Origin of the sequence: Cellulosimicrobium sp. 22598 (assembly GCF_052044445.1) — a bacterium.
GTDB lineage: Bacteria > Actinomycetota > Actinomycetes > Actinomycetales > Cellulomonadaceae > Cellulosimicrobium > Cellulosimicrobium cellulans_G.
Map to the genome: position 1 here is coordinate 55,335 of NZ_JBQEMZ010000011.1, position 26,669 is coordinate 82,003.

Annotated in this window: 24 protein-coding genes; 8 read left to right on the plus strand and 16 right to left on the minus strand. The window is 74.7% G+C overall.

Annotation, left to right across the window (positions count from 1 at the left end; translation table 11 throughout):
* The gene (locus ACTJIY_RS13225; protein ID WP_253050846.1) at positions 1-1,125 is read right to left on the minus strand and encodes a GuaB3 family IMP dehydrogenase-related protein; all 1,125 of its coding nucleotides are present in this window, start codon (positions 1,123-1,125) and stop codon (positions 1-3) included.
* A gap of 145 nt (positions 1,126-1,270) precedes the next feature.
* Here ACTJIY_RS13225 and ACTJIY_RS13230 point away from each other — a divergent pair, with 145 nt between their 5' ends.
* The gene (locus ACTJIY_RS13230) at positions 1,271-1,972 is read left to right on the plus strand and encodes an exonuclease domain-containing protein (RefSeq protein ID WP_253050845.1); all 702 of its coding nucleotides are present in this window, start codon (positions 1,271-1,273) and stop codon (positions 1,970-1,972) included.
* A gap of 161 nt (positions 1,973-2,133) precedes the next feature.
* Entirely contained in the window at positions 2,134-3,669 is a 1,536-nt protein-coding gene (locus tag ACTJIY_RS13235) for a helix-turn-helix domain-containing protein (RefSeq protein ID WP_253050844.1), read from the plus strand.
* A gap of 54 nt (positions 3,670-3,723) precedes the next feature.
* On the opposite strand, the gene ACTJIY_RS13240 is transcribed toward ACTJIY_RS13235, so the two are convergent.
* The gene (locus ACTJIY_RS13240) at positions 3,724-4,362 is read right to left on the minus strand and encodes a Rid family hydrolase (RefSeq protein ID WP_205207131.1); all 639 of its coding nucleotides are present in this window, start codon (positions 4,360-4,362) and stop codon (positions 3,724-3,726) included.
* 357 nt (positions 4,363-4,719) lie between these two features.
* Here ACTJIY_RS13240 and ACTJIY_RS13245 point away from each other — a divergent pair, with 357 nt between their 5' ends.
* The gene (locus ACTJIY_RS13245) at positions 4,720-6,333 is read left to right on the plus strand and encodes a flavin monoamine oxidase family protein (protein ID WP_253050843.1); all 1,614 of its coding nucleotides are present in this window, start codon (positions 4,720-4,722) and stop codon (positions 6,331-6,333) included.
* A 144-nt stretch (positions 6,334-6,477) separates the two neighbouring features.
* Here the strand turns inward: ACTJIY_RS13245 and guaB are convergent, their stop codons facing one another.
* Together guaB and ACTJIY_RS13255 are read right to left on the minus strand one after the other, a co-directional pair.
* Complete coding sequence (gene guaB / locus ACTJIY_RS13250; protein WP_253050842.1) at positions 6,478-8,007, minus strand: IMP dehydrogenase; 1,530 nt, start codon at positions 8,005-8,007, stop codon at positions 6,478-6,480.
* Positions 8,008-8,089: 82 nt separating this feature from the next.
* On the minus strand, positions 8,090-9,223 hold the full coding sequence (locus ACTJIY_RS13255) for a MerR family transcriptional regulator (protein ID WP_253050841.1): 1,134 nt from the start codon (positions 9,221-9,223) through the stop codon (positions 8,090-8,092).
* 267 nt (positions 9,224-9,490) lie between these two features.
* Here ACTJIY_RS13255 and ACTJIY_RS13260 point away from each other — a divergent pair, with 267 nt between their 5' ends.
* On the plus strand, positions 9,491-9,781 hold the full coding sequence (locus tag ACTJIY_RS13260) for a WhiB family transcriptional regulator (RefSeq protein WP_031316449.1): 291 nt from the start codon (positions 9,491-9,493) through the stop codon (positions 9,779-9,781).
* 174 nt (positions 9,782-9,955) lie between these two features.
* Here ACTJIY_RS13260 and groES read toward each other — a convergent pair whose 3' ends face one another.
* Positions 9,956-10,252: a co-chaperone GroES gene (groES, locus tag ACTJIY_RS13265; RefSeq protein ID WP_253050840.1), complete on the minus strand. Its 297-nt coding sequence runs from the start codon at positions 10,250-10,252 to the stop codon at positions 9,956-9,958.
* Positions 10,253-10,492: 240 nt separating this feature from the next.
* Here groES and ACTJIY_RS13270 point away from each other — a divergent pair, with 240 nt between their 5' ends.
* Together ACTJIY_RS13270 and ACTJIY_RS13275 are read left to right on the plus strand one after the other, a co-directional pair.
* Positions 10,493-11,782, plus strand: a complete 1,290-nt coding sequence (locus tag ACTJIY_RS13270) for a THUMP-like domain-containing protein (protein WP_440674347.1) — start codon at positions 10,493-10,495, stop codon at positions 11,780-11,782.
* The gene (locus tag ACTJIY_RS13275; RefSeq protein ID WP_353707819.1) at positions 11,779-12,936 is read left to right on the plus strand and encodes a glutamate--cysteine ligase; all 1,158 of its coding nucleotides are present in this window, start codon (positions 11,779-11,781) and stop codon (positions 12,934-12,936) included. Before ACTJIY_RS13270 ends, ACTJIY_RS13275 begins: the two co-directional genes overlap by 4 nt.
* Positions 12,937-12,953: 17 nt before the next feature.
* On the opposite strand, the gene ACTJIY_RS13280 is transcribed toward ACTJIY_RS13275, so the two are convergent.
* Complete coding sequence (locus tag ACTJIY_RS13280) at positions 12,954-14,072, minus strand: hypothetical protein (RefSeq protein ID WP_440674346.1); 1,119 nt, start codon at positions 14,070-14,072, stop codon at positions 12,954-12,956.
* Positions 14,069-15,118, minus strand: coding sequence for a tRNA (adenosine(37)-N6)-threonylcarbamoyltransferase complex transferase subunit TsaD (tsaD, locus tag ACTJIY_RS13285; protein ID WP_253050836.1), 1,050 nt, complete (start codon positions 15,116-15,118; stop codon positions 14,069-14,071). Before tsaD ends, ACTJIY_RS13280 begins: the two co-directional genes overlap by 4 nt.
* Positions 15,119-15,247: 129 nt before the next feature.
* On the opposite strand from tsaD, the gene ACTJIY_RS13290 reads away from it, so the two are divergent.
* Positions 15,248-15,895, plus strand: a complete 648-nt coding sequence (locus tag ACTJIY_RS13290; protein ID WP_253050835.1) for a malonic semialdehyde reductase — start codon at positions 15,248-15,250, stop codon at positions 15,893-15,895.
* Positions 15,896-15,969: 74 nt separating this feature from the next.
* On the opposite strand, the gene ACTJIY_RS13295 is transcribed toward ACTJIY_RS13290, so the two are convergent.
* The 7 genes from ACTJIY_RS13295 to ACTJIY_RS13325 form a co-directional block, all read right to left on the minus strand.
* Complete coding sequence (locus ACTJIY_RS13295) at positions 15,970-16,791, minus strand: sulfurtransferase (RefSeq protein ID WP_440674375.1); 822 nt, start codon at positions 16,789-16,791, stop codon at positions 15,970-15,972.
* A gap of 92 nt (positions 16,792-16,883) precedes the next feature.
* Complete coding sequence (rimI, locus tag ACTJIY_RS13300) at positions 16,884-17,435, minus strand: ribosomal protein S18-alanine N-acetyltransferase (RefSeq protein WP_440674345.1); 552 nt, start codon at positions 17,433-17,435, stop codon at positions 16,884-16,886.
* Entirely contained in the window at positions 17,432-18,163 is a 732-nt protein-coding gene (gene tsaB, locus ACTJIY_RS13305) for a tRNA (adenosine(37)-N6)-threonylcarbamoyltransferase complex dimerization subunit type 1 TsaB (RefSeq protein WP_440674344.1), read from the minus strand. The genes rimI and tsaB overlap by 4 nt, the downstream gene beginning before the upstream one ends.
* A gap of 46 nt (positions 18,164-18,209) precedes the next feature.
* Positions 18,210-18,821, minus strand: coding sequence for a tRNA (adenosine(37)-N6)-threonylcarbamoyltransferase complex ATPase subunit type 1 TsaE (gene tsaE / locus ACTJIY_RS13310; RefSeq protein ID WP_440674343.1), 612 nt, complete (start codon positions 18,819-18,821; stop codon positions 18,210-18,212).
* On the minus strand, positions 18,818-20,062 hold the full coding sequence (gene alr / locus ACTJIY_RS13315) for an alanine racemase (protein ID WP_253051420.1): 1,245 nt from the start codon (positions 20,060-20,062) through the stop codon (positions 18,818-18,820). Before alr ends, tsaE begins: the two co-directional genes overlap by 4 nt.
* Before the next feature lie 207 nt (positions 20,063-20,269).
* Positions 20,270-21,178 carry a pseudouridine synthase gene (locus tag ACTJIY_RS13320; RefSeq protein WP_374614302.1) on the minus strand — a complete coding sequence of 303 codons (909 nt, stop codon included), beginning with the start codon at positions 21,176-21,178 and terminating at the stop codon, positions 20,270-20,272.
* A gap of 98 nt (positions 21,179-21,276) precedes the next feature.
* Positions 21,277-23,010 carry a bifunctional ADP-dependent NAD(P)H-hydrate dehydratase/NAD(P)H-hydrate epimerase gene (locus tag ACTJIY_RS13325; RefSeq protein ID WP_440674342.1) on the minus strand — a complete coding sequence of 578 codons (1,734 nt, stop codon included), beginning with the start codon at positions 23,008-23,010 and terminating at the stop codon, positions 21,277-21,279.
* 128 nt (positions 23,011-23,138) lie between these two features.
* Between ACTJIY_RS13325 and ACTJIY_RS13330 the strand changes: the two genes are divergently transcribed.
* Positions 23,139-24,188 (plus strand): TIGR03560 family F420-dependent LLM class oxidoreductase, encoded by a 1,050-nt coding sequence (locus ACTJIY_RS13330; RefSeq protein WP_440674341.1) that lies wholly within the window; start codon positions 23,139-23,141, stop codon positions 24,186-24,188.
* 83 nt (positions 24,189-24,271) lie between these two features.
* Here ACTJIY_RS13330 and ACTJIY_RS13335 read toward each other — a convergent pair whose 3' ends face one another.
* Positions 24,272-24,622 carry a holo-ACP synthase gene (locus ACTJIY_RS13335; protein WP_253050828.1) on the minus strand — a complete coding sequence of 117 codons (351 nt, stop codon included), beginning with the start codon at positions 24,620-24,622 and terminating at the stop codon, positions 24,272-24,274.
* A gap of 140 nt (positions 24,623-24,762) precedes the next feature.
* Positions 24,763-26,640 (minus strand): glutamine--fructose-6-phosphate transaminase (isomerizing), encoded by a 1,878-nt coding sequence (glmS, locus tag ACTJIY_RS13340; RefSeq protein WP_440674340.1) that lies wholly within the window; start codon positions 26,638-26,640, stop codon positions 24,763-24,765.
* Between the last annotated feature and the right edge of the window lie 29 nt (positions 26,641-26,669).

Genomic DNA, 26,669 nt, shown 5'->3' on the forward strand with positions numbered 1-26,669 from the left:
TCAGCGCGGCTGGTACGGCGAGACGACGACCTCGACGCGCTGGAACTCCTTGAGGTCGGAGTACCCGGTCGTGGCCATCGCGCGCCGCAGGGCGCCGACGAGGTTGAGCGTGCCGTCGGCCTGGCGGCCCGGGCCGAAGAGGATCTCCTCGAGCGTGCCGGCGGTGCCGACGCGCACGCGCTCGCCGCGCGGGAGCTGTGCGTGGTGCGCCTCCGAGCCCCAGTGCCAACCCCGGCCGGGCGCCTCCTCGGCGCGCGCGAGCGCGGCACCGATCATCACGGCGTCCGCACCGCAGGCCACGGCCTTCACCAGGTCGCCCGAGCGGCCGACGCCGCCGTCGGCGATGACGTGGACGTAGCGGCCGCCCGACTCGTCGAGGTAGTCGCGGCGCGCGGCCGCGACGTCCGCGACCGCCGTCGCCATGGGCGCGTGGATCCCGAGCGAGACGCGCGTGGTGTGCGCCGCGCCGCCCCCGAAGCCGACGAGGACGCCCGCGGCGCCCGTGCGCATGAGGTGCAGCGCCGCGGTGTACGTGGACGCGCCGCCGACGACGACCGGGACGTCGAGCTCGTAGATGAACCGCTTGAGGTTGAGCGGCTCCGCGACGCCGGAGACGTGCTCGGCCGAGACGGTCGTGCCCCGGATGACGAAGAGGTCGACGCCCGCGTCGACGACGGTCTGGTAGTGCTCCTGGGTACGCTGCGGCGACAGGGCGCCGGCGACCGTGACGCCCGCGGCGCGGATCTCCTTGAGGCGCTGCGTGATGAGGTCCGGCTTGATGGGCTCCGCGTAGATCTCCTGCATGCGCCGCGTCGCCTCGAGCGGCTCGAGCGCCGCGATCTCCTCCAGGAGCGCGGTGGGGTCGTCGTAGCGCGTCCAGAGGCCCTCGAGGTCGAGCACGCCGAGGCCGCCGTGGTTGCCGAGCGCGACGGCCGTGGCCGGGCTCATCACCGAGTCCATGGGCGCCGCGAGGATCGGCAGCTCGAAGTGGTACGCGTCGATCTGCCAGCCGACCGACACCTCCTTCGGGTCGCGCGTGCGCCGGGACGGCACGACCGCGACGTCGTCGAAGGAGAACGCGCGCCGACCGCGCTTGCCACGTCCGATCTCGATCTCGTTGCTCACCGGGCCAGCCTACCGGCGGGCCGTGCCCGTCACCTGCACGACCGCCGTGTGGGTGGGCGCTGGCAGGGTGACGCTCGTCGCCGGGACGTCCGGCGGCACCGGACGCGACGCGCGCCGGGACCCGAGCGAGACCCCGAGGTGCATCATGACGACGACGCCCTGGACGGCGGGACCGCTCCTCGGTCTCGACACCGAGACCACGGGCGTCGACGTGGACGTCGACCGGATCGTCACCGCGGCCCTCGTCCTGCGCGAGCCCGGGTCGACGCACGTGCGGACGTGGCTCCTCGACCCCGGCGTCGAGATCCCCGCCGAGGCGACGGCGATCCACGGCGTCACGACGGCGCACGCGGCCGCCCGCGGTGGCGTGCCGGCCGAGGCGCTGGAGGAGATCGCGACGCTCGTCGTCGACGCCCAGCGCGACGGCGTCCCGCTCGTCGCGTACAACGCCGCGTTCGACCTCTCGCTCCTCGACGCGGAGCTCGTCCGGCACGGCCTGCCGACCCTCGCCGCCCGGCTCGGCCGGCCCGTGCGCCCGGTGCTCGACCCGCTCGTGCTCGACCGGGCGTGGGACCCGGCGCGCGAGGGCAAGCGCCGGCTCGTCGACCTCTGCGCGCGCTACGAGGTGCTCGACGTCGGTCCGCTGCACACGGCGGACGCCGACGTCCTCGCCACGCTGGACCTCCTCGACGCCCTCGCGCGCGCCTTCCCGGACCTCGGCGCCCTGGGCCCCGACGCCCTCCACGACCTGCAGGTCGCGGCGCACCGCCGCTGGGTCGACGCGCTCGACCCCGAGCGAGAGCCGCCCTACGTCGGGGCCGGCGCGGACGGTCGCTGGCCCTCGTAGCGGACGAGCGACGACGAGCCGGGCAACGGGGCCACGCGCCCGCGAGCACGTTCGTACCTATCTCACGACACGGATGGAGATCCTGTGACGAACCCGTGATCTCGGCACGACCACGCCGCGTCGGCGCATGAATATCTCATCCATGAGTTATCGTCGCTCGCATGACAGCGATCGACGACGCCCCCCTCACGCAGGTCGGCACGCTCATCCGCGGCGCCCGCCAGAACCGGGGCCTCACGCAGACCCAGCTCGCCGAGCGGCTCGGCACGAGCCAGAGCGCCGTGCACCGCATCGAGCAGGGCGCCCAGAACCTCAGCCTCGAGATGCTCAACCGCATCAGCCTCGCGCTCGACTCCGAGATCATCAGCCTCGGCGGGCCCAAGCACGCGCACCTGCGCGTCCAGGGCGGCCACACCCTGTCCGGGCGCATCGACGTCAACTCCTCGAAGAACGGCGCGGTCGCGCTCCTGTGCGCGTCGCTGCTCAACCGGGGTCGCACGACCCTGCGCGGCGTCGCCCGCATCGTCGAGGTCGACCGCATCGTCGACGTGCTGCGCTCCATCGGCGTCCGCGCGACCTGGACGACCGGCGGCCGCGACCTCGAGATCGTCGTGCCCGACCAGCTCGACCTCGCCGCGATCGACGTCGACGCCGCGCGACGCACCCGCTCGATCATCATGTTCCTCGGCCCGCTGCTCGGGCTCCGGGACGCGTTCGAGCTCCCGTACGCCGGTGGCTGCGACCTCGGCACGCGCACCGTGGAGCCCCACATGATCGCGCTGCGGCCGTTCGGCCTCGCGGTCACGGCGACGGGCGGCAACTACCACGCGACGGTCGCGCCGGCGTCGGGCACGGACCTGTCGGTCGTGCTCACCGAGCGCGGCGACACCGTCACCGAGAACGCGCTCATGGCCGCGGCCCGCCGCGACGGCGTGACGACGATCCGCAACGCCAGCCCCAACTACATGGTCCAGGACCTGTGCTTCTACCTCGAGCTGCTCGGCGTCCGGGTGGAGGGCATCGGCACGACGACGCTGCGCGTCCACGGCCGCACCGACATCGACGTGGACGTGGAGTACGCCGTCTCGGAGGACCCGGTCGAGGCGATGAGCCTGCTCACGGCGGGCATCGTCACCGGCTCCGAGATCACGGTCGCGCGCGTCCCGATCGAGTTCATGGAGATCGAGCTCGCGACCCTGTCCGAGATGGGCCTGCGCTACACGCAGAGCACCGAGTACCTGTCCCGCAACGGCCGGACGCGCCTCGTCGACGTCACCGTGCACCCGAGCGAGCTGCACGCCCCGATCGACAAGATCCACCCCATGCCGTTCCCCGGCCTCAACATCGACAACCTGCCGTTCTTCGCGGTCATCGCCGCGAACGCGCAGGGCACGACGCTCATCCACGACTGGGTCTACGAGGGCCGCGCGATCCACCTCACCGACCTCACGCGCCTCGGGGCGGACGTGCGGCTCCTGGACGCCCACCGGCTCCAGGTGACGGGCCCGACGCGCTGGTCGGGCGCCGAGGTGAGCTGCCCGCCGGCGCTGCGCCCCGCCGTCGTGATCCTCCTCGCGATGCTCGCCGCGAAGGGCACCTCGGTCCTGCGCGGGGTGGACATCATCGCGCGCGGCTACGAGGGCCTCACGGAGCGCCTGCGCGAGCTCGGCGCCAACATCGAGACCTTCCGCGACTGAGCCGACGACCGACGCGACGGGCCGGCACCCTCGGGGGCGCCGGCCCGTCGTGCGTCACTTCGGGTAGACCGCGTCCACCTCGACCTCCACGAGCCAGCCGTTCACAGGAAGGTTCTCGATCTCGAGCGCGAACCGCGACGGTCGCGCGGCGTTGACGACCATCGGCGCGGTCGTCGCGGAGCCGAGCTGGACGTCGATCGGCTTCCCCGTCGCGAGGTTCGTGTTCGCGAAGAACTGCCGGTAGGCGCGGTTCCAGCCGGCGAAGTCCATCTTCTCCTGCCCCGCGGGGTTCTGGAGGAACACGCGCATGGACACGACGTCGTCGTAGGACAGCCCGGCCCGCTCGAGGTTCTCGCCGATCCGCATGAGGACGTTGATCCCCTGCGCCTCGGTGATGGTCACGCCCGCCGGCAGCACCCCTCCGGGGAACACGTCGGTGGGGATGTAGCGCTCCTCGGCGCCGGCTCCCGGCGCCGTGTTCATCGCGGAGGGCCCGAGGCCCGAGGACTTGTACCAGGCGACGTTCTTGCCGAACGCGACGCCGTCGGCGATCGACGGGGTGTCGCCGGTGACGAACGAGAAGGACTCGGTGGGCTTCGGCTCGAAGAGCTTCCCTGCGGCGACGGCGGTCCCGGGCACGGCGACGGCGGCGGTGACGGCGACGGCGACGACGACCTTGGTGCGGTTCTTCATGCAGGCCTCCTGGCGGGGACGGCGGGCGCCACCCTGACGCCCGCTCCGGCGGGCCGCGACGGCCGCCGGATCGGTGACGCTAGACGCGCACCGTTTCGGGGGCGTGACGGGCGCGTGTCGGCTCGTCGCCCGGCGGTCGGGCACCAGCAGCGCGCGCCGCACCGCCCCGTGACCAGGCACGACGGCGCCGACACGAGACGTTTACGCGAGCCGCCGCGTGTTGACGGGCGCGAAACGCACCGGACCCACGTTCGCGACGACGCGTGCCTAGCGTCGGCCGCGGTGCTGACGGCGGCACCCGGCATCGTGGGCCGGGCCGTCCGCCCGTCAGGCCGTGGACGAGAGGGCTCCAGCCACATGGTCACTGACGAGAAGACGTCCGGCGTCTCGCGCCGCAGCTTCCTCCAGGCCGTCGGGGTCGGCTCCAGCGCCGGCGTCATGTTCGCGACGATGGGGGCGGTCGGGCTCGCGCCGACGGCCGCCGCGCAGCCACGGAACGAGTCGTGGACGCCGCCGCAGGGCAGCGACTTCAGCCTGACGGGTCGCTCCGCCAAGAAGGTCGTCGTCGTGGGCGCCGGACCCGCGGGTCTCGCCTCGGCGTACGAGCTGCAGAAGGCGGGGTACCGGGTCACGGTGCTCGAGGCGCGCCACCGGCCCGGCGGCCGGACGCTGACGATACGTGGGGGCGACTCCGAGACGGACGTCAACGGCGTCACCCAGAAGGCCCGGTTCTCCGACGGCGTGTACATGAACGCCGGCGCGGGCCGCATCGCGCAGTGGATGGTCACCATGGACTACCTGCGCGAGCTGGGCGTCCCCTACGAGGTGTTCACCAATGCGAACGCCGACGCCTACCTGTACAACGAGCGCTCGGGCGCCACCCCCGGCAACCCGGTCCGGTACCGCACGGCGAAGGCGGACGTGTTCGGCTACACGTCCGAGCTGCTGAGCTATGCGACCGACCAGGGCGCGCTCGACCAGAAGCTCACGGCCGCGGACAAGGAGAACCTGCGGGCGTTCCTCCGGTCCTGGGGGTCGCTGCAGTCCGACGGCAGCTACCGCGGCGGCGACAACCGCGGGTTCTCGGTCTACCCGTCCGCCTGGAACGAGCACGGCACACCGCTCCCCGGCCCCGGCACGGTCTCGGAGGTGCTCGCGTCGAAGGTGGGCCAGTACTTCCCGTTCGAGATCAACTGGGAGCAGTCGATGCTCATGTTCCAGCCGAAGGGCGGCATGGACACGACCTACGACTACTTCGTGCGGGCCATCGGCAAGCAGAACGTCCTGTTCAGCTCGCCGGTCACCGGCGTGCAGAACACCACGAGCGGCGTCACGGTCACCTACACCGCGCCGAACGGCAAGACACGCCAGGTCGACGCGGACTTCGCGATCGTCGCCGCGCCCGCGGGGCTCATGCGCCGCTGGGACACGAACTGGGGCCCGGACATCGACGCCGCCCTCGGCGAGTTCGCGATCGGCTCGCCGGCGGGCAAGATCGGGCTCGAGTACCGCTCGCGGTTCTGGGAGGACGACCACCGGATCTTCGGCGGCATCACCGAGACCGACATGGACCTCGCCCACGTCTGGTACCCCTCCTACGGGTACGGCGAGCGCCGTGGACTCGTCGTCGGCTACTACAACACCGGGGCCAACGCGCGCGCCTACGCCGACATGACGCCGCGGCAGCGTGAGATGCGCGCCGTCGAGCAGGGCGTGAAGATCCACGGCGAGAAGTACCGGACCGAGCTGGAGAGCTCGTTCTCCATCGCGTGGCACAAGGTGCCCTACATCGAGGGCGCGTGGGCCTACCCGAACACGCAGTCGTCGCGCTTCAAGCAGCTCCAGCAGGGTGCGGGGAACGTGTACTTCGCGGGCGACTGGATGTCCGAGATCTCGGCGTGGCAGCACGGCGCGTTCTGGGCCGCCCGGTACGCCGTGCAGGCCCTGCACACGCGCGTCATGACGTCGTGAGCCCGGCGGCGCACCCACCGGACGGACCCTCCGTCTGACGCGGCACGCGGACGACGACGTGTCCGCGACGCGACGACGGCCCGGCACCCGGCACCCGGAGGGGTGCGGGACGCCGGGCCGTCGTCGTGCGGGCGGTGGTCCGCCTCAGAAGCCGGTGTAGTTGGGGGCCTCGACGGTCATCTGGACGTCGTGCGGGTGGCTCTCCTTGAGCGACGCCGACGTGATGCGGATGAAGCGGCCCTTCTCCTGGAGCTCCGGGACGGTCCGCGCGCCGACGTAGAACATCGTCTGGTGCAGGCCGCCGACGAGCTGGTGCGCGACGGTGCCGAGCGAGCCCTTGTACGCGACCTGGCCCTCGATGCCCTCGGGGACGATCATGTCGTCGCTCGTGACCTCGGCCTGGAAGTAGCGGTCCTTCGAGTACGACTTCTTGCCGCGCGAGGACATGGCGCCCATGGAGCCCATGCCCCGGTACGCCTTGTACTGCTTGCCGTTCACGAGGATCGTGTCGCCGGGCGACTCCTCGGTGCCCGCGAGCATCGAGCCGAGCATCACCGACTCCGCGCCCGCGACGATGGCCTTGCCGATCTCGCCCGAGTGGCGCATGCCGCCGTCCGCGATGACGGGCACGCCCGCCGGGCGCGCGGCGAGCGACGCCTCGTAGACCGCCGTGACCTGCGGGACGCCCACGCCGGTGACGATGCGCGTCGTGCAGATGGAGCCCGGGCCGACGCCGACCTTGACCGCGTCCGCGCCCGCGTCGACGAACGCCTGGGCGCCCTCGCGCGTCGCGACGTTGCCGCCGATGACCTGGACGTCGCGCGTCGCCGGGTCGGACTTCAGGCGCGCGACCATCTCGATGAGCATGCGCACGTTGCCGTGCGCGGTGTCCGCGACGAGCACGTCGACGCCCGCGTCGATGAGCGTCGTGGCGCGCTGCCACGCGTCGCCGAAGTAGCCGATCGCGGCGCCGACGAGCAGGCGACCCTGGCCGTCCTTCGACGCGTTCGGGAACTGCTCGGACTTGACGAAGTCCTTGACCGTGATGAGCCCGGTGAGGCGCCCGTCCGCGTCGACGAGCGGCAGGCGCTCGAGCTTGTGCTTGCGCAGGAGCGCGGTCGCCTCCTCGCGGGAGATGCCCGCCGGGCCCGTGATGAGCGGCTGGGGCGTCATGACCTCGTCGACCTTCGTCGTCGCCCACTCGGCGACGGGCGTGAAGCGCAGGTCGCGGTTGGTCACCATGCCGATGAGGCGGCGCTCGGCGTCGAGGACCGGGAAGCCCGAGATCCGGTACTCGCCCGCGGTCTTGTCGAGCTCCTCGAGCGTCGCGTCCGGGCCGATGGTCACCGGGTTGTCGATGATCCCCGTCTGCGTGCGCTTCACCAGGTCCACCTGGAGCGCCTGGTCCTCGATGGACAGGTTGCGGTGCAGGACGCCGATGCCGCCCTGGCGCGCCATCGCGATCGCCATGCGCGACTCGGTGACGGTGTCCATGGCCGCCGAGACGAGCGGGACGCGGATCGAGATCTCGCGCGTCAGGCGCGTCGTCGTGTCGATGTCCGACGGCGCCAGGTCCGAGTAGCCGGGCTGCAGCAGGACGTCGTCGTAGGTGAGACCCAGGAAACCGAAGGGGTCGCGGTCGGGAGCGGCGGCGGGGACGGGCGAGGCGGTCACACCAGGATTCTACGCCGCGGGGCCCTCCCGTATTCCCGCACCGTCCGCGCACCGGCGCCCGCGCGACGCCCCGCCCGACACCTCAGCGGACGACCGCGAGGAGCTCGTGCAGGAGCCCCGGGAAGCTGCGCACGCGGTGCACCGTCGCGGCGAGCGGGAGGTCGCCGGCGGCCTCGTCGCTCGGGAGCCCGACGAAGAACGGCAGGCTCGGGTTCGCCTCGTGCGCGGCGTGGACGATCCCCAGGTCGGGGCGCGCCTGGGTCGTCACCATGGCGACCGCCGAGGGCCGCACCATCGTGACGATCTCGAGCGTGCGGTGGACGTTCGCCGGCCCGGTGACGATGCGGGCCATCGCGCCGTGCGACGCGAGCGACGCGGCGAGGGCGTGCGCGGCGAGGGGCAGCGGCTCGTCCGGCGCCGCGAACACGAGGACGATGCGGCGCATGCGGCTCGGGTGGTTGCGGGGCGGGCCGCCGGCCGCGACGATCGCGTCCTCGCTCGCCTGCGTGTACTCGCGCAGCGCGCCCAGCGTCGCGTTGGCGAGCACGACCTCCGGGACCTCGCCCGGGCCGGCGAGCACGGTGCGCTCGGCGAGCCGCTCGAGCGCCGGCTCGACGAGGTCGGACCACCAGGCCGCGGGGTCGCCGCCCGCGGGGATCCGCAGGAGCCGGTCGCACGTGCGCTGGTCGTAGGCGATCGCGGCGTCGACGACGTCGGACACGCGCGTGGGGCGCGGGGCCTCCCGCACGCCGAGGGCGCGCGGCGCGGTCCCCCGCGCGCCTTCTCCGCCCGGCACCGCGCGCAGGAACGGGCGCGACGGCGCAGCGGGCTCGGGGGCCGCGTCGTCCGCGTCGAGGTCGTCGTCGGCGTCGGTGCCGCCCTCGGCGCCGTGCTCGTCGAACGAGACGGCACCGCGGTGCGCGTCGAGCTCGTCGTCGTCGGCGGCCAGGGCCGCGCGGGCCGCGTCGGCGGGCGCGACGCCGTCGAGCGTGAGGCGCCGCATGACGACCAGGCGGGCGACGTCGTCGTCCGTGTAGCGCCGGTGGGAGCCCGCGCGGTGCTGCGAGGGCCCGAGGCCGTAGCGGCGGTCCCAGGTCCGCAGGGTCGCGGGCGCGACGCCGAGCCGACGCGCGACGGCGGCGACGGCGAGGCCGGGGTTCGTGGACATGCTCGGTCGGGCTCCCTCGGGGTCGGGGGCGGACCGGACGGAGGTCATGGATCGATTCTGCCGACCGCGCCACCGTCCCGCCACCTCGTCCAGGTCACAGTCCTGCACCCTTCGCGCCAGGCTTGTGCGAAGTTTGTTCACCATGCGCGCAAACGCGCCAGCAGGGCCGCATCGCGTCAGCCTAGACGCGAATGCTGCACCGTTCTCGCCGCCTCCACGAGCCGCGTGACGCCTCCGAACGGCCGTGACCTGGCCCTTCACCTTTCTCGCACAGGGGGCTTGAACAACTTCTGAAACGCTTGTAGGTTGTTCGCCATGGCTGAGATCTCAAGGCTTCCCGGGCCCGTCATGGAGCTGTGGGAGTGGCAGTACCAGGGTTCGTGCCGCGACGCGGACGACACGTTGTTCTTCCACCCCGAGGGCGAGCGCGGCTCGACGCGACGGCGTCGCGCGGAGGCCGCGAAGGCGATCTGCCACTCGTGCCCCGTCATGATGCAGTGCCGCGAGCAGTCGCTCCGCGTGCGCGAGCCGTACGGGGTGTGGGGCGGCCTGAGCGAGGACGAGCGGGCGGCGATCCTCGCCGGGGGCGCACGCCGCACCGGCTGAGCACCGGCAGCACGACCAGCAGCAGTACCACCAGCAGACCTGCACGGCACCGGTACGACGTCGTACCGGGAGCACGTGCGCACGACCCGTGGGAACGGTGGGGCGACCGGCCACGGAACGCAGCAGGGCCCGCGACCGGACGGTCGCGGGCCCTGCTGCTGGAACGGGTCGGCGTCAGCCGACCACCACGGCGAGGATGTCGCGCGCGGACAGGACCAGGTAGTCCACGCCGCCGTACTTGACCTCGGTGCCGCCGTACTTGCTGTAGATGACCTTGTCGCCGACGCTCACGTCGAGCGGGACGCGGTTGCCGTTGTCGTCGACACGGCCCGGACCGACGGCCAGGACCTCGCCCTCCTGGGGCTTCTCCTTGGCGGTGTCCGGGATGACCAGGCCGGATGCGGTCGTGGTCTCGGCCTCGAGGGCCTTCACGACGATCCGGTCCTCGAGCGGCTTGATGGGGACCGACACGTCGGACCTCCCCTTTCGCGGTGAGAACTGCAACGGATGGGTCGAGCGCACCGGCTGGCCGTCGTCGCGGGTGCCGGACAGCCTGGTCGCACGTGGTGCCGCCTCCGCGAGCGGTGGCGGCACGTCCTCAAATCTAGGTCGCCGTTAGCACTCGGTCAAGGCGAGTGCCAACGTCCGCCCCTCGGACGATCGCGGCCCCGGCTGCGCGTGGTCCCCGTCCCCCGTGGAAGGATCGACGCCATGGACGCCGCCACGCTGACCAAGCTGCTCAGCCCCGAGGGCTGGGCGCTGCTCGGCGCGCTCCCCCCGTACGACGAGCAGCAGGCGCTCGTGCTCGCGGCGGGGCTGCGCGCGAAGGGCGTCGACCCGGACCTGGCCGCCGCGGCGCTCACGCAGTCGCGGCTGCGCGCGGCCGCCCGCGGCAAGCTCGGCGCGTTCGCCGACGGCATGCTGTTCACGCAGGCGGGGCTGGAGCAGGCGAGCCGGCTCGTCGTCGCGGGCCTGCACGCGCGGCGGTACCAGGACGCGGGGATCCGGCGCGTCGCCGACCTCACGAGCGGGATCGGCGTCGACGCCCTCGCGTTCGCCGCCGCGGAGCTCGAGGTCCTCGCGACCGACGTCGACGAGCTCACCGCGGCGATCGCGACCGTGAACCTGCGCCACTTCCCCGAGGCCGAGGTGCGTCACGGCGACGGGCTCGCGCTCGACCTCGAGGGCGAGCGGATCGAGGGCGTGTACGCCGACCCCGCCCGACGGACACGGGGCGGCAGGCGCGTGTTCGACCCGAAGGCCTACGCCCCGCCGCTCGACGCGGTGTGGGCGCTGCGCGAGCGCGTCCCCGCCGTGGGCATCAAGGTCGGCCCCGGGATCCCGCACGACGGCCTGCCCGCGGACGCCGAGACCGAGTGGGTCTCGGTCGACGGCGACGTCGTGGAGGCCGGCCTCTGGTTCGGGCCGCTCGCGCCCGAGGGGCCGGGCCGCTCGGCGCTCGTCCTCACCCCGTGGACCGGGCCGGACGGGACCGAGCGCACCACGACGCGCCGGGTCGCCCACCGCCCGGGCGACGAGGACGTGGTGCCCGAGGTGGGCGCCGTCGGGCAGTACCTCTACGAGCCCGACGGCGCCGTCATCCGCGCGGGTCTCGTCGCCCACGCGGCACGCGGGCTGGGCGGGCGGCTGCTCGACCGGACGATCGCGTACGTGACGACCGACTCCCCCGCGCCGCTCGACGCGACCGGCCTCGCCGACGGGCTCGCGCGGGGCTACCGCGTGCTCGACACGATGCCGTTCGGGCTCAAGCGCCTGCGCTCCTACCTGCGCGAGCGGGGCGTGGGGCGCCTGACGATCAAGAAGCGGGGCACCGCCGTGACGCCCGAGCAGCTCCGCCGCCAGCTCGCGCTCACCGGCGACGCGGCCGCGACGGTCGTCCTGACGCGCGTCGGCGGGTCCCAGCAGGTGCTCGTCGTGGAGCCTCTCGCCGCTCCCCCGGCCGGCGCCGTGCGGGGCGCCACCCCGGACGGCACGCGGTGAGCGCCCTCCCGCGCCGCACCGCGATCCCCTTCGCGCGGTCGGAGCGCTCGACCGTCGGGCTGGAGTGGGAGCTCGCGCTGGTCGACGCGGACTCGGGCGACCTGCGCCAGGTCGCGCAGACGGTCCTCGACGCCGTGCGCCCGGTGGACGGGGGCGCGCACCCGTCCATCAAGCAGGAGCTGCTGCTCAACACGGTCGAGGTCGTGAGCGGCGTGTGCCGCACCGTCGGGGAGGCCGGCCGGGACCTCGAGCGCTCGATCGACGAGCTGCGGGCCGTGACCGACCCGCTGCGCGTGGAGCTCATGAGCGCGGGCACGCACCCGTTCGCGCGCTGGGCGCAGCAGAAGGTCACCGACAAGCAGCGCTACAACACCCTCATCGACCGCACGCAGTGGTGGGGACGGCAGATGCTCATCTACGGCGTGCACGTGCACGTCGGCATCGAGGACCGAGCCAAGGTGCTGCCGGTCCAGCGCGCGATGCTCACGACGTTCGCGCACCTCCAGTCGCTCTCGGCCAGCTCGCCCTTCTGGGGCGGCAAGGACACCGGGTACGCGTCGAACCGCGCGCTCATGTTCCAGCAGCTCCCCACGGCGGGGCTCCCGTTCCAGTTCGCGACCTGGGAGGAGCTCGAGGGCTACGTCGCGGACATGCTGCACACCGGCGTCATCGACGCGTTCGACGAGATCCGCTGGGACCTGCGCCCCGCCCCGCAGTTCGGCACGCTCGAGACGCGCATCTGCGACGGCGTCACGAACATCTCCGAGCTGCTCGCGCTCGCCGCGCTCACGCACTGCCTCGTCGAGCACTTCTCGACGATGCTCGACGAGGGCCGCGAGCTCCCGAGCATCCCGCCGTGGTTCGCGCAGGAGAACAAGTGGCGCTCCGCGCGCTACGGCATGGACGCGATCATCATCCTCGACCGCGAGGGCAACGAGGAGCTCGTGACCGACGCCGTCGGGCGCCTGCTCGTCGAGCTCGAGCCCGTCGCCGCGCGCCTCGGCTGCCTCGACGAGCTCGACGGCGTGCGCACGATCGTGCGCCGCGGGGCCTCCTACCAGCGCCAGCGCGCCGTGGCGCGCCGCAACGGGGGCGAGCTGGACGCCGTCGTGCGCTCGCTCGTCGCGGAGATGCGGGCGGGCCGCCCGCTCTGACGGTCCGCCCGGGACGGTCAGTAGTCGCGCAGGACCACGCCGAGGTCGGCGGCCCGGTCGGCGAGCCACGTCGGCGACCAGTCCTCGGTGTCGCACGGCGACGACGTGCGGTCGGCCGCCGCCTCCGAGTACCCGCCCCACGACAGCACGCGGCACGTCGCGTCGGTCTCGAGCGCGTGCGTCCACTCCTCGTCCTCGGCGAAGCCGGAGTCGACGGCGGACTGCATCAGGTCGAACTCGTGCCACCACTGGAGCATGTGCGACAGCTCGTGCGCGAGGAGCACCTGCTTGGTCGCCGGGTCGGAGTCCTCGCCCCACCACACGAACAGCACCGTCGGGTGGGAGGGCTGGAAGCAGCCCGCCGAGCCCGTCGCGTACGCGTCGTGCTCCGCGACGTGCTCCATGCCGCAGTTGAGCGTCGGGTCGTCGGTGAACACGACCTGCACGCCGTCGTTGGCGGGGTTGAGCGCGAGCAGCCACGCCGTGGGGTCGGGGTGCTCGGCCAGGAACGGCGTCGTCTGCGTCGCGCCCGGCACGGGGTCGGGCAACGGCTCGGCGTACTCGCCCGCCTTCCAGGCGGCCTCCACGCCGGTGGCCGACGCGGCCACGTCCGGGCTCGGGTCCTCCCAGACCGTGGGGGGCGGCACCGCGCCCTCCTGCTCGGTGGGCAGGACCGCGCCGTCGTCCCGCGCCCCGCCGAGGGAGCTGACGAGGTACGCGACGACGGACACCGCGAGCACGAGGACGAACGTCACGACCCGCGCGGCACGGCCCCGACGGCGGCGCGGCACCTCCCACGAGATGGTGGACGCCCCGTACGCGGGGACGGTCGCCGCCGGCGCCCCGGAGGCCGGCTGGACCGCGGGGGTGCCGGAGAGCGCGGCGGCGGAGGCGTGACCGTACGGCGGAGCGGTCGTCGCACCCGCCGTCCCGGAGGGCGGCGCGCCGACGGGCACGGCGGCGGACCCGTACGCGGGCACGGCCGCGAGGAGCGCCCGGTGCTGCGCCGCCCAGTACGCGGCGGTGTGCTCGGCCCGGGCGCGCTCGGGCCCGGGGGGCGCCGACGCGGCCGCGTGCGCCCACGCGTGGGCGCGCCGCAGCGCCTCGTCGGGCGTGAGACCGGGCTCCGGGGTCACACGTGAGTCACGGTCAGCGGCATCGACGAGTCGACGCCGATGTCGAGGCTCGACGGCGCCACGCCCGCCCGCACGACGGCGGACCCCAGCGCGGCGATCATCGCCCCGTTGTCGGTGCAGTAGCGGATCGGCGGGATGCGCAGCTCGATCCCGGCCTCCGCGCAGCGCTTCGCGGCCATGTCGCGCAGCTGCGAGTTCGCGCTGAACCCGCCGCCGACGACGAGCGTCGACACCCCGTGCCGCTCGCACGCCGCGATGGTCTTGGCGGTGAGCACGTCGGCGACGGACTCGGCGAAGGAGGCCGCGACGTCGTGCACGGGGATCTCCTCCCCCGCGTCCTGGCGCGCCTCGACCCACCGCGCGACGGCCGTCTTGAGGCCGGAGAACGAGAAGTCGTCCGCGTGCTTCTCCTGGTCCTTGCGCGCGGTGAGGCCGCGCGGGAACCGGATCGCCGTGGGGTCGCCCTCGCGCGCGAGGCGGTCGATGTGCGGGCCGCCGGGGTACGGCAGGCCGAGCAGGCGCCCGACCTTGTCGAACGCCTCGCCCGCGGCGTCGTCGAGCGTCGAGCCGAGCTCGGTGACGGACGTCGCGACGTCGTCGACCAGGAGGAGCGAGCTGTGCCCGCCGGACACGACGAGCGCCATGACGCGCTCCGGGAAGGCGCCGTGCACGAGCTCGTCCACGGCGGCGTGGCCGATGACGTGGTTGACGCCGTAGAGCGGCTTGCCGAGCGCGAGCGCGAGCGCCTTGGCGGCCGACGCGCCGATCGTCAGGGGCCCGACCAGCCCCGGCCCGGCCGTGACCGCGATCGCGTCGACCTCGGACAGGTCGACGTCCGCCGTGCCGAGCGTGCGCTCGATCGTCGGGATCATCGCCTCGAGGTGGGCGCGCGACGCGACCTCGGGGATGATGCCGCCGTAGCGCGCGTGCTCGTCCATCGAGCTCGCCACCGTGTCGACGAGCAGCTCGCGACCCCGGACCAGCGCCACGCCGGTCTCGTCGCAGGACGTCTCGATGCCGAGCACCAGGGGCTCGCCGGCGCTCACGGACGGCTCACTGACAGTGTGGAAGGCATGGCGTCCAGGGTAGTCGCGTGCGGGGCCGGCCCGCGCCGTGTCGCCCACGTCACACCGTCTGTCGGGAAGATGATTCAACGCTCAACCGTTGGTCCGGTCATGAGCACCGACACCCTCATCGAGTCCCCTGCCGCGCCGAACGAGCTCGCCGACCAGCTCGCGATCGACGCGCAGGCCGCGGACCGCCTGTTCCGCGACGCGCACACGACCCACGCCTTCTCGGACGAGCCCGTCACCGACGCGCAGATCCAGGCGGCCTGGGACCTCGTCCGCTGGGCACCCACCGCGATGAACACGCTCCCGCTGCGCCTGCTCGTCGTACGCACGCCCGAGGCGAAGCAGCGCCTCGGCGCGCACATGGCGGACTTCAACCGCGACAAGACGCTCGCCGCGCCCGTGACCGTCATCGCCGCCGCCGACCCGTCGTTCCACCAGCACCTCGGCACGCTCGCGCCGTTCCGCGAGGGCATGACCGAGCAGCTCGACCCGCAGACCGAGCTGCGCGAGGGCATGGCCCGCACCAACGCGCTCATCCAGATCGGCTACCTCATCGTCGGGCTGCGCGCCGCCGGCCTGTCCGTCGGCCCGATGACCGGCTTCGACGCGGCGGGGATCGACGCCGAGTTCTTCGGCGAGTCCGGCTGGCGCACGCTCGTCGCGATCAACGTGGGCTACCCCGCCGAGGAGGGCGCGCACTTCCCGCGCCAGGCCCGGCTCGACTTCCACCAGGTCGCCGAGATCCTCTGAGACCGTCCCACCCGTACGCGCGAGGCGGCACCCCTCCACGGGGTGCCGCCTCGCGCGCGTCCGGGCCGCCCGCGTCAGGGCGCGGCGGGCCGCGCGGGGTCGTTCGACCACTGCGACCACGAGCCCGCGTACAGCGCCGCGTCGACGCCGAGGGTCGCGAGCGCGGCGACCTCGTGCGCCGCGGTCACGCCGGAGCCGCAGTACACGCCCACGGCGGGCCGCGTCGCGTCCGGCTCCCGCCCCGGGTCCGCGACCCCCAGGGCCGCGAACCGCGCGCGCAGCGCGGCGGGGTCCAGGAACGTCCCGTCCGCGGCGAGGTTGTCGGTCGTCGGCGCGCTCACCGCGCCGGGGACGTGTCCCGCGCGCGGGTCGACCGGCTCCACCTCGCCGCGGTAGCGCTCGCCCGCGCGCGCGTCGAGCAGGACGCCGGACGTCGCGAGGCCGGCCGCGCCGTCGGCGTCGAGCACGGGCATCCCGCCCGGCGTGACGACGACGTCCCCCGGCTCGGGCCGCACCTCGCCCTCGTCGAGCGCGTGCCCGGCGGCCCGCCACGCCGCGAGCCCGCCGTCGAGGATGCGGACGTCCTCGTGCCCGGCCCAGCGCAGCAGCCACCAGGCGCGCGCGGCGGACGTGCCGCCCACGGCGTCGTAGACGACGACCGGCCGGTCCGCGCGCACGCCCCAGCGCCGCGCCGCGGCCTGGAGGTCGGCGGGGTCGGGCAGCGGGTGCCGGCCCGCCGCGGCCGAGGGCGGCGCGGCGAGCTCGCTCTCGAGGTCGACGTAGACCGCGCCCGGGACGTGCCCTGCGCGGTGCTGCTCGCGCCCGTCGGTGACGCCGAGCGCCCACCGCACGTCGAGCACGACGGGCGGGCGTCCGCCCGCGAGCGCCGCCGCCAGGGCGGCCGCGGTGACGAGGACACGGTCACGGCGCGCGGCGTCGGACCCGCGGTCGTCCGTGCCGAGGCCCGGGCCGCGCGGCGCGGACGCGGTCACGCGACGGCGCCCGACTCGGACGCCGTCCCGTAGTCCGGCGCGTCCGGCCCGTCGGGCGTCGTGGTCGCACCGAGCTCGAGCCGCATCGTGTAGGCGTCGACGTCCTCGGGCTGGTAGTAGCGCTTGCGGATGCCGAGCTGCTCGAACCCGTACTTCGCGTAGAGCGCGAGCGCCGGGTCGTTGTCGACCCGCACCTCGAGCAGCACCGCGCTCGCGCCCAGGTCGCGCGAGCGGGCGATCAGCGCCTCCAGGAGGGTCGAGCCGACGCCCTGGTGCTGGAACGCGGGGTCGACGCCGAGGGTCATGACCTGCGTGACGTCGCCGTCGAACCACAGGCCCGCGTAGCCGACCACGGGCTGCGGGCCGGCGGCGTAGAGCCGCACGGGCTCGGCGGCGACGTACCAGCGTCCGAGGCCCGCGAGCTCGTCGGCGAGCATCCCGTACGTCCAGGCGCCGCGCCCGAACAGCTCGCGCTCGAGCTCGACGACGCGGTCGAGGTCGGCAGCCCGGAGCGGGCACAGGCGGATCTCGTAGCGGCGCGCGCTCATCGGGTCGCCTCGGGCGTCGGGGCGGGCACGGTGTCGCTCACGCGCTTGCGTGCGGCGGCCTCGTGGACGTCCGGGCGGCGCAGGTACAGCGGCTCCGTCGGCTGGTCGGCGCCCGCGGCCCGGCGCGCGATCGCGAGCCGGGCGAGCACGGCGGCGTCGGGGACCTGCGGCGCGTCCTCGGCGGCGTCGAGCTCGTCCGGGTAGAGCTCGCCGCCCTCCCCCACGACGACGGCGCCCGCGGCGTGCTCGGCGACCGCGGCCGCCGGCCCGACGTCGGGCCCGGCGACGGTCTCCAGGACCGGCACGGCGTGCGGGCCCTCGTGCGCGACGACGCGGTACCGCGCCCAGTACACCTCGCGGCGGCGCGCGTCGGTCGCGACGAGCAGCTCGTCGTCGGGCTCGAGGCCGAGGTCGCTCACCGCCTGGGCGGCGATCGCGTCGAGGCTCGGGACGCCGAGCACGGGGATGCCGAGCGCGAAGCCCAGCGCCCGGGCGGTGACGAGCCCGACCCGCAGGCCCGTGAACGGCGCGGGGCCCGTGCCGACGGCGACGGCCGTGAGGTCGCGGCGGTCGACCCCGGCCTCGGCGAGCGCCTCCTCGACGAGCGGGGCGAGCGCCTCGGCGTGCCGGCGGCGCTCCGGGGCGTCGCGGCGGGCGAGACGGGCGCCGTCGTCGGAGACGACGGCGACGGTGACGGAGGCGGAGGTGTCGAGCGCGAGAACAGCCACGGCCCCAGCCTACGGCCGAGACCGCGACGTCCTCCTCGCGAGCGGGCTAGCGGGACAGTGCCGCGACGTCGAGGTCCGCCCAGCGCGGACCGACGCCGCGCACCGTCACCCGGCGCGCGCCCGCCTCGGGCGCGTCCTCGTCGTCGGACGCGCCGCCGGGCCCGTCCCCGGTCGCGTCGCCGCGCGGGCGCTCGAGCACGATCTCGAGCCGGTCGCCCGCGAGCGCCTCGACGAGCCCGCTGCCCCACTCGACGACGGTCACCGACTCCTCCAGGCTCGAGTCGAGGTCGAGCGCGTCGACCTCGTCGAGCGAGCCGAGGCGGTACGCGTCCACGTGCACGAGCGCCGGGCCGCCCACGAGCGACGGGTGCTCGCGCGCGACGATGAACGTCGGCGACGCGACCTGCCCGCGCACGCCGAGCCCGGCGCCGATGCCCTGCGTGAGCGTCGTCTTCCCCGCACCGAGGTCGCCCGTGAGGATCACGAGGTCGCCCGCGCGGAGCACGCCGGCGAGGGCGCGGCCGAACGCGCGCGTCGCCTCGGCGTCGGGCAGGACGACGACGTCGCGCGCCGCCTGCGACGACGTGCCCGTCGCGGTCTCCGCCCCCGCGTCCGCAGGAGGCGCGGCGGGCGTCGAGGGGGTCGGGTCGTCGCTCATGCGCGGACCGTCCTTTCCGTGGTCTCGTCCTGGCTGGGGTCGTCGGCCAGCAGCGCCCGCGCGCCGTCGTCGAGCACGTCGGTCCCCACGTGCTCGCGCGGCACGCGCGTGCCGAGGCGCGTCGTGATCTCGTAGCTGATGGTCCCGGCGGCCCGCGCCCAGTCCTCGGCGGTGGGGACGCCGTCGTGCTCGACGCCGTCGCCCGCGCCGAACAGCGTGACGACGTCGCCCGCGCGCTCGGTCGCGGCAGGGCCGAGGTCGAGCACGAGCTGGTCCATGCACACGCGCCCCGCGACGCGCAGGACGCGGCCGCCGTCCGCCCCGGGGCGTGCGCCGACGAGCACCGGGCCACCGGGCGCGGCCGTGGGGCCGCCACCCGACGCGTGCCGCGGGATCCCGTCGCCGTAGCCGAGCGGGACGACCCCGAGCGTCGTGTCCCGCGGTGTCGTGTAGTGGTGCGAGTAGGAGACGCCGTGCCCGCCCGGCACGCGCTTGACCGTCGCGAGACGCGCCTCGAGCGTCATCGCGGGCCGGAGCCCGTACCGCGACGGCGGGCCGAGCTGCGGCACCGGCGTCATCCCCCACACCGCGAGCCCCGGACGGACCAGGTCGTAGTGGGTGCGCGGCGCGGTGAGCGTCGCGGCGGAGTTCGCGAGGTGGCGCAGCTCGGGCGCGACGCCCGCGCGCTCCGCGAGCCGGACGGCCTCGTCGAGCACGTCGGCCTGTGCCACGACGCTCGGGTGCCCGGGCTCGTCCGCGAACGCGAGGTGGGACCACAGCCCGACGACGTGGACCGCGCCCTCGGCCTGGGCGCGCGCGACGGCGGCGAGCACGTCGGGCAGGTCGGCGGGCATGATCCCGTTGCGGCCGAGGCCCGTGTCGACCGCGAGGTGCACGCGCGCGGTCCGGCCGGCGGCACGGGCGGCGGCGACCACCTCGTCGACGGCCCAGCGCGCGGCGAGCGACACGTCGACGTCCGCCTCCACGAGCGCGCGCAGCGGCGCGCCCGGCGGGTAGAGCCACGTGAGGACGCGCGCGCGGTCCACCCCGATCCCCGCCGCACGCAGCGCGAGCGCCTCGCTCGGCTGCGCGGTCCCGAGCCACGTCGCACCGCCCGCGAGCGCCCCGAGCGCGCTCGCCACCAGGCCGTGCCCGTAGGCGTCGGCCTTCACGACGGCCATCACCTGGGCCGACGGCGCGTGCCCGGCGAGGGCGCGGACGTTGTCCCGGACCGCGGCCAGGTCGACGACGGCACGCGCGGGGTAGCCGGGAGCTGCCGGGGTTGGGGCGGGTGCGGCCGGGTTTCCGGCGGGTGCGCCGGTCGGGGTCGTGCGCTGGGTGTCGCTCACGGTGGACGATTCTCTCACCGTCGCCCCCCGGGGAGCGGGCGCGCCGGTTCGCGGTCCTCGGGTCGCGTCACCGGGACGCCGCCGGTCCGGCCGCCACCCTCACCAGGCGCCGAGCGTCCGGTCCGTCTCGAAGCGCCGCGGCTGCCCGGTCAGCGGGTCGGCGAAGGCGAGCGAGCGCGAGACGAGCTGGAGCGGGCGCGCGTAGTCGTCCGGCGCGACGTCGTACGGCTCGGGGTAGAAGTTGTCGTGCACGATCGGCACCCCCAGCCGGGCCATGTGCAGCCGGAGCTGGTGCGTCTTGCCGCTGTGCGGCTCGAGCCGGTAGCGCGCGAGGCCGCGGGCCGGGTCGGTCTCGATCACGTCGACGCGGCTCTCGGCGTTGGGCTCGCCGTCCACCTCCTCCGCGCGCATGACGCCGCGGTGCTTGACGATGCGGCTGCGCACGGTCGCGGGCAGGTCCAGCGCCGGGTCCCAGGGCGCGACCGCCTCGTAGGTCTTGCGCACCTCGCGCCGCGCGAAGAGCTCCTGGTACGCGCCGCGCACCTGCGGTCGCAGCGTGAGCAGCAGGACGCCCGCGGTGACGCGGTCGAGCCGGTGCGCGGGGCTGAGGTCGGGCAGGTCGAGGTCGCGGCGCAACCGCACGAGCACCGACCGCGCCACGTACGCACCGCGTGGGATCGTCGCGAGGAAGTGCGGCTTGTCGACGACCAGCAGGTCCCGGTCGCGGTGCAGCACGCGGACCTCGAACGGCACCTCGGGCTCGACCGGCGGGTCGCGGTAGAGGAACACGAAGCCGCGCGGCTCGTACGGGGTGGTCGCGTCGACCGGCCGTCCGCGCCCGTCGACGACCTCGCCCGCCGCGACCTTCTCGGCCAGGCGTGCGGCGTCGTCCGGGAACCGGTGGCGCACGTAGTCGAGCGTGCGCGTGTACCGCGCGACGCTCTCGGCGTCGTGCGGCAGCACGAGGCGCGTGGGGTTGAGGCCGTCGCGCACGGGGAGGGGGACCACGCCCACCACGGTACCGGCGGGCCGCGCCCGGACCTGTCGGCCGCCCACGGGCCTCGGACCCGTGGTGACCGGCCGGTGCCAGGAGAGCGCCGCGCCGCTCAGCGTGCGGCGAGCAGCCCCGCGACGACGGCGGGCACCGCGTCGGCGACGTCGAGCGCCGCGACCGGGCTGCCCGGGTTCGCCCGCTCCGCCGCGAGACCGTGCACGACGGCGGCCGCGGCCGCGAGCTCCGCGGCCAGCCCCGGCTCCCGGAGGATCCGGGCGGCGTGCGCCGCGAGCACGGTGCCGAGGATCCCGGCGAGCACGTCGCCCGCGCCGGCGGTCGCGAGCCACGCGGGCGCGTCCGCCTGGGACCACGCGCCCTCCGGCCCGACGACGACGGTCGCCGACCCCTTGAGCAGCACCGTCGCACCGGTGGCCGTGTGCGCGCGCCGTGCCCACCGCAGCGGCTCGGCCTCGACGTCGGCGCGCGACACGTCGTCACCGCGCGACCGCAGCAGCGTCGCGAGCTCCCCCGCGTGCGGGGTGAGCACGACCGACGGCGGGCAGCGGTCGGGCAGCAGGGACAGCGCCCCGGCGTCGACGACCACGGGCACCCGCTCCCCCTCGTCCTCGGCGGCGAGCTCACCGGTCGCGGCCGCGAGCGCGTCCCGGACCCGCTCGTGCTGGCCGCCGTCGTCCACGGGGTCGCCGCCCGGCCCGGGCGCGGGCGGCACGCCGGGCCCGAGCACCCAGGACTGCACGCGCCCCGCCGCGGGCACCACCTCGGGCCGGGCGGCGAGCACCGCGCGCGTGACGTCGTCGGGCCCGCGGAAGCGGACCATCCCCGGGCCGGTGCGGACCGCGGCGCTCGCGACGAGCACCGCGGCGCCCGGGAAGGTCGGCGTGCCCGCGACGACGCCGACGACGCCGCGCGTGTACTTGTGGTCGGTCGCGCCGGGCACGGACCAGAGGGCGGCGACGTCCGCGGGCTCGAGCCGGCGGACGACCGGCGCCGCGGTGCCGCCGTCCGGAGCGGGCGCGCCGAGGCGCAGCCCGATGTCGACGACCGCGCCGTGGCCGGCGAGGTGCGTCGCCGGGGGGAGCAGGAGGCCGGGCTTCGCCGTGCCGAACGTCACCGTGCGGTCCGCGCGCAGGACCGGCCCGGGCACCGTGCCGTCGTCCACGCCGACCCCGCTCGGCGCGTCCACCGCGACGACCCAGGGCCGCCCCCGGGGCCCGACGCGACGCCCGCCACCCTCGTCGGACGCACCGTCGCCGCCGAGCGCGTCGTCGGCGGGCACGCCGCCGTCGAGCAGCGCGGCGAGACGCCGCACGAGGTCCGCCGCGACGCCGCGCAACGGCCCCCGGGCGCCGATGCCGACGAGGCCGTCCAGCACGACGTCGGCCCGCCGGACCTGCGCGGCGACCCGGTCGGCGACGTGCGGGTCCAGGTGGTCGTGCGGCCGGCCCGCGCGCGTCGGGTCGTCGGGGCTGCCGACGAGCACCTCGACGGACCCGCCCGCGTCCCGGAGCGCCGCGAGCCCGCCCGCGTGCGCGTGCTCTCCGGTGAGGACCGCGAGCACCTCGACGCCCCGGCGCGCGAGGTACGCACCCGCGTGGAGGGTGTCCCCGCCGTTGTTGCCCGACCCCACGAGCAGGACCGCCCGGGCGCCGGTGACGCGCCCGTCCCGACGGCCGCCGTCCGGCAGGGCGACCGACCGCCGTCGTGCGACGTCGCGCGCGACGATCGTCGCGAGCGCGAACGAGGCGCGCTCCATGAGCGGGACGCCCGCGGCGAGCAGCGGCTCCTCGGCGGCGCGCACGTCGGCGGCGGACCAGGCTTCGATCATGACCTCATCCTGCCCACCGTCCGCCCTCGTCGCCTGCGCGGCGGCGCCGGCGCAGCGGTGCGACCGAGCGGTGAGACGACGCGCGGGGGCGCGCTGCGGGTCGCACGGACCCGCATAGGGTGACGACCATGCGATTCGGACTCTTCATCCCCCAGGGCTGGCGCTACGACCTCGTCGACGTCGCACCCGAGGACCACTGGAAGACGATGCTCTCCCTCCTGCACTACGCCGACAACGCCGCCGCGGGCGAGCCCCTGCCCGGCGGCGAGTTCGCGTGGGACGGCGTGTGGGTCTACGACCACTTCCACACCACGCCGACCCCGAGCACCGAGGCGACGCACGAGGCGTGGACGCTCATGGCCGCCTTCGCGGCGGCGTCGCAGCGCGTGCGCCTCGGCCAGATGTGCACGTGCATGGCCTACCGCGACCCGACGTACCTGGCCAAGGTCGCCGCGACCGTCGACCACGTCTCCGGCGGGCGGCTCGAGATGGGCATCGGCGCGGGCTGGTACGAGCACGAGTGGCGCGCGTACGGGTACGGGTTCCCGAGCGCGGGCGAGCGCCTGCGCGCGCTCGACGAGGGCGTCCAGATCATGTCCCGCATGTGGCGGACCGGGTCGTCGGGCACGTTCGACGGCGAGCGCTACCAGGTGGACGGCGCGCTGTGCTACCCGCAGCCCCTGCAGCAGGTCGTGGTGGACGGCGAGGGCGCGAGGCCGAGCATCCCGCTGTGGATCGCGGGCGGCGGCGAGAAGAAGACGCTGCGGATCGCCGCGCAGCACGCGCAGTACACCAACTTCGACGGCTCGCCCGAGGGCTTCGCGCACAAGTCCGCGGTGCTCGCGCAGCACTGCCGCGACCTCGGCCGCGACCTCGGCGAGATCACCCGGTCGGCCAACTACAACGTCGTCATCGGCGAGACCGCGCAGGACGTCGCCGACCGGCTGGACCGGATCGAGGAGCACGCGCGCCGGTACTTCCCCGAGAAGGCGGACGACAACGTGGCCTCGTGGCGCAACGGCCCGCTCGTCGGCACGCCGGAGCAGATCGTCGAGACCCTCACCGGCCTGCGCGACCAGGGCCTCGGCTACGCGATCGGCTACTTCCCGTTCGCCGCGACCGACCGCGACCAGCTCGAGCTCTTCCAGCGCCAGGTCATCCCGGCCCTCCAGCGCTGACCGCCGCACCGTGTGGGCGTGAAGGGGCCCGGTTCTCGGTCGAGAACCGGGCCTCTTGCATGCCCACAGCGCGCGGCGGGCGGTCAGCCCTCCGCGACGACCATGGCCGAGGCGATACCGGCGTCGTGGGAGATGCTCAGGTGCCAGGCGGTGATGCCCAGCGCGTCCGCGCGCGCCGCGACCGTGCCCGTGATCTCGACCTCCGGCGGGCCCCCGACGACGCGGTGCACCGTCGCGTCGTGCCAGCGCATGCCCGCCGGGGCGCCCAGCGCCTTGGCGATGGCCTCCTTGGCGGCGAACCGCGCGGCGAGCGACGCGGGCGGCAGGTCCCGCTCGGCGGCCGTGAACAGCTTCTCGCGGAGCCGGGGCGTGCGCTCCAGGGTCTCCATGAACCGCGCGACGTCCACGACGTCGATCCCCACGCCCTTGATCATGCGCCCACCCTACGGGGGCCGTCCTCCCTCCCGGTCCCCCCACCAGGCGATCTCACCACCACGAGCAGGTGGTCCTGGCTCGTCCGGGAGACCGGACGAACCAGGACCACCTGCTCGGCGTCCGACGGTGCGGCGGAGGACTACTCGACCGTGACCGACTTCGCGAGGTTGCGGGGCTGGTCGACGTCGAGGCCCTTGGCCGTGGCGAGGGCCATCGCGAAGATCTGGAGCGGGACGACGGCCAGCAGCGGCGAGAGCAGCGTGGGCGACTCGGGGACCCAGAAGATCTCGTCCGCGTAGGGGCGCACGGCGTCGTCCCCGTCCTCCGCGATGACGAGCGTGCGGGCGCCGCGCGCCCGGATCTCCTGGATGTTCGAGATGACCTTGGAGTGCAGGCCCTCGCGGCCCGTCGGCGACGGCACGACGACGAACACCGGCTGCCCCTCGTCGATGAGCGCGATCGGACCGTGCTTGAGCTCGCCGGCGGCGAAGCCCTCGGCGTGGATGTACGCGAGCTCCTTGAGCTTGAGCGCGCCCTCGAGCGCGACCGGGAACCCGACGTGGCGGCCGAGGAAGAGGACGGACGTCGCGTCCTTCATGGAGCGGGCGGTCGCACGGACGTACTCGCCGCGCTCGATGACGGTCTGGATCTTGCGCGGCATGTCGCGCAGGTCCTCGAGGATCGCCGAGATCTCGTCCGGGAACTTGTTGCCGCGCAGCTGCGCGAGGTAGAGGCCCAGGAGGTACGCGGCGGTGATCTGCGACAGGAACGCCTTGGTCGAGGCGACCGCGATCTCCGGACCGGCGTGCGTGTACAGCACGGCGTCCGACTCGCGCGGGATGGTCGACCCGTGCGTGTTGACGATGGAGATGACCTTGGCGCCCTGCTCGCGCGCGTGGCGCACGGCCATGAGCGTGTCCATCGTCTCGCCCGACTGCGTCACCGCCACGACGAGCGTCTTCTCGTCGACGATCGGGTCGCGGTAGCGGAACTCGTGCGCGAGCTCGACCTCGACGGGGATGCGGCACCAGTGCTCGATCGCGTACTTGGCGACGTGCCCCGAGTACGCGGCCGTGCCGCACGCGACGACGATGATCTTGTCCACCGACCGGAGCACGGCCTCGTCGATGCGCACGTCGTCGAGCACGAGCTTGCCCGACGGGTCGGTCCGGCCGAGCAGGGTGTCCGCGACGGCGTGCGGCTGGTCGTGGATCTCCTTGTCCATGAAGGACGAGAAGCCGCCCTTCTCCGCGGCGGCCGCGTCCCAGTCGACCGTGTACCGCTTGGCCTCGGCAGGGTTGCCGTCGAAGTCGGTCACCTCGACCGACGTCGGGGTGATCGTGACGATCTGGTCCTGGCCGAGCTCGAGCGCCTCCTTGGTGTGGGAGATGAACGCCGCGACGTCGGAGCCCAGGAAGTTCTCGCCGTCGCCGATCCCGACGACGAGCGGGGAGTCGTGCCGCGCGCCCACCACCGTGTCGGGCGAGTCGGCGTGCACGGCCAGGAGCGTGAACGTGCCCTCGAGGCGCCGGGCCACCTGCCCCATCGCGAGCGTGAGGTCCGTGGTCTCGCGGTAGGCGCGCGCGAGCAGCTGCGCCGCGACCTCGGTGTCCGTCTCGGACCGGAACTGCACGCCCTCGGCGAGCAGCTCGGACTTGAGGGTGGCGAAGTTCTCGACGATCCCGTTGTGGATGACCGCGAGGCGGTCGTCGTCCGCGAGGTGCGGGTGGGCGTTGGTGTCCGTCGGGCCGCCGTGCGTCGCCCAGCGCGTGTGACCGATCGACGCGGTCGCCGCGGGGAGCGGGTGCAGGTCGATCTCCTCGACGAGGTTCGCGAGCTTGCCCGACTTCTTGGCGAACGCGACGGCGTCGATCCCGGGCGCGACGAGCGCGACCCCCGCCGAGTCGTAGCCGCGGTACTCGAGCCTGCCGAGTCCTTCGAGAGCGACGTCGAGGGGTCGCCCCGAGGCCTCTCCGACCATGCTTCCAGGGCCTACGTAGCCCACGATTCCGCACATGGTGATCGAGTCTATCCACGGACGCCGGC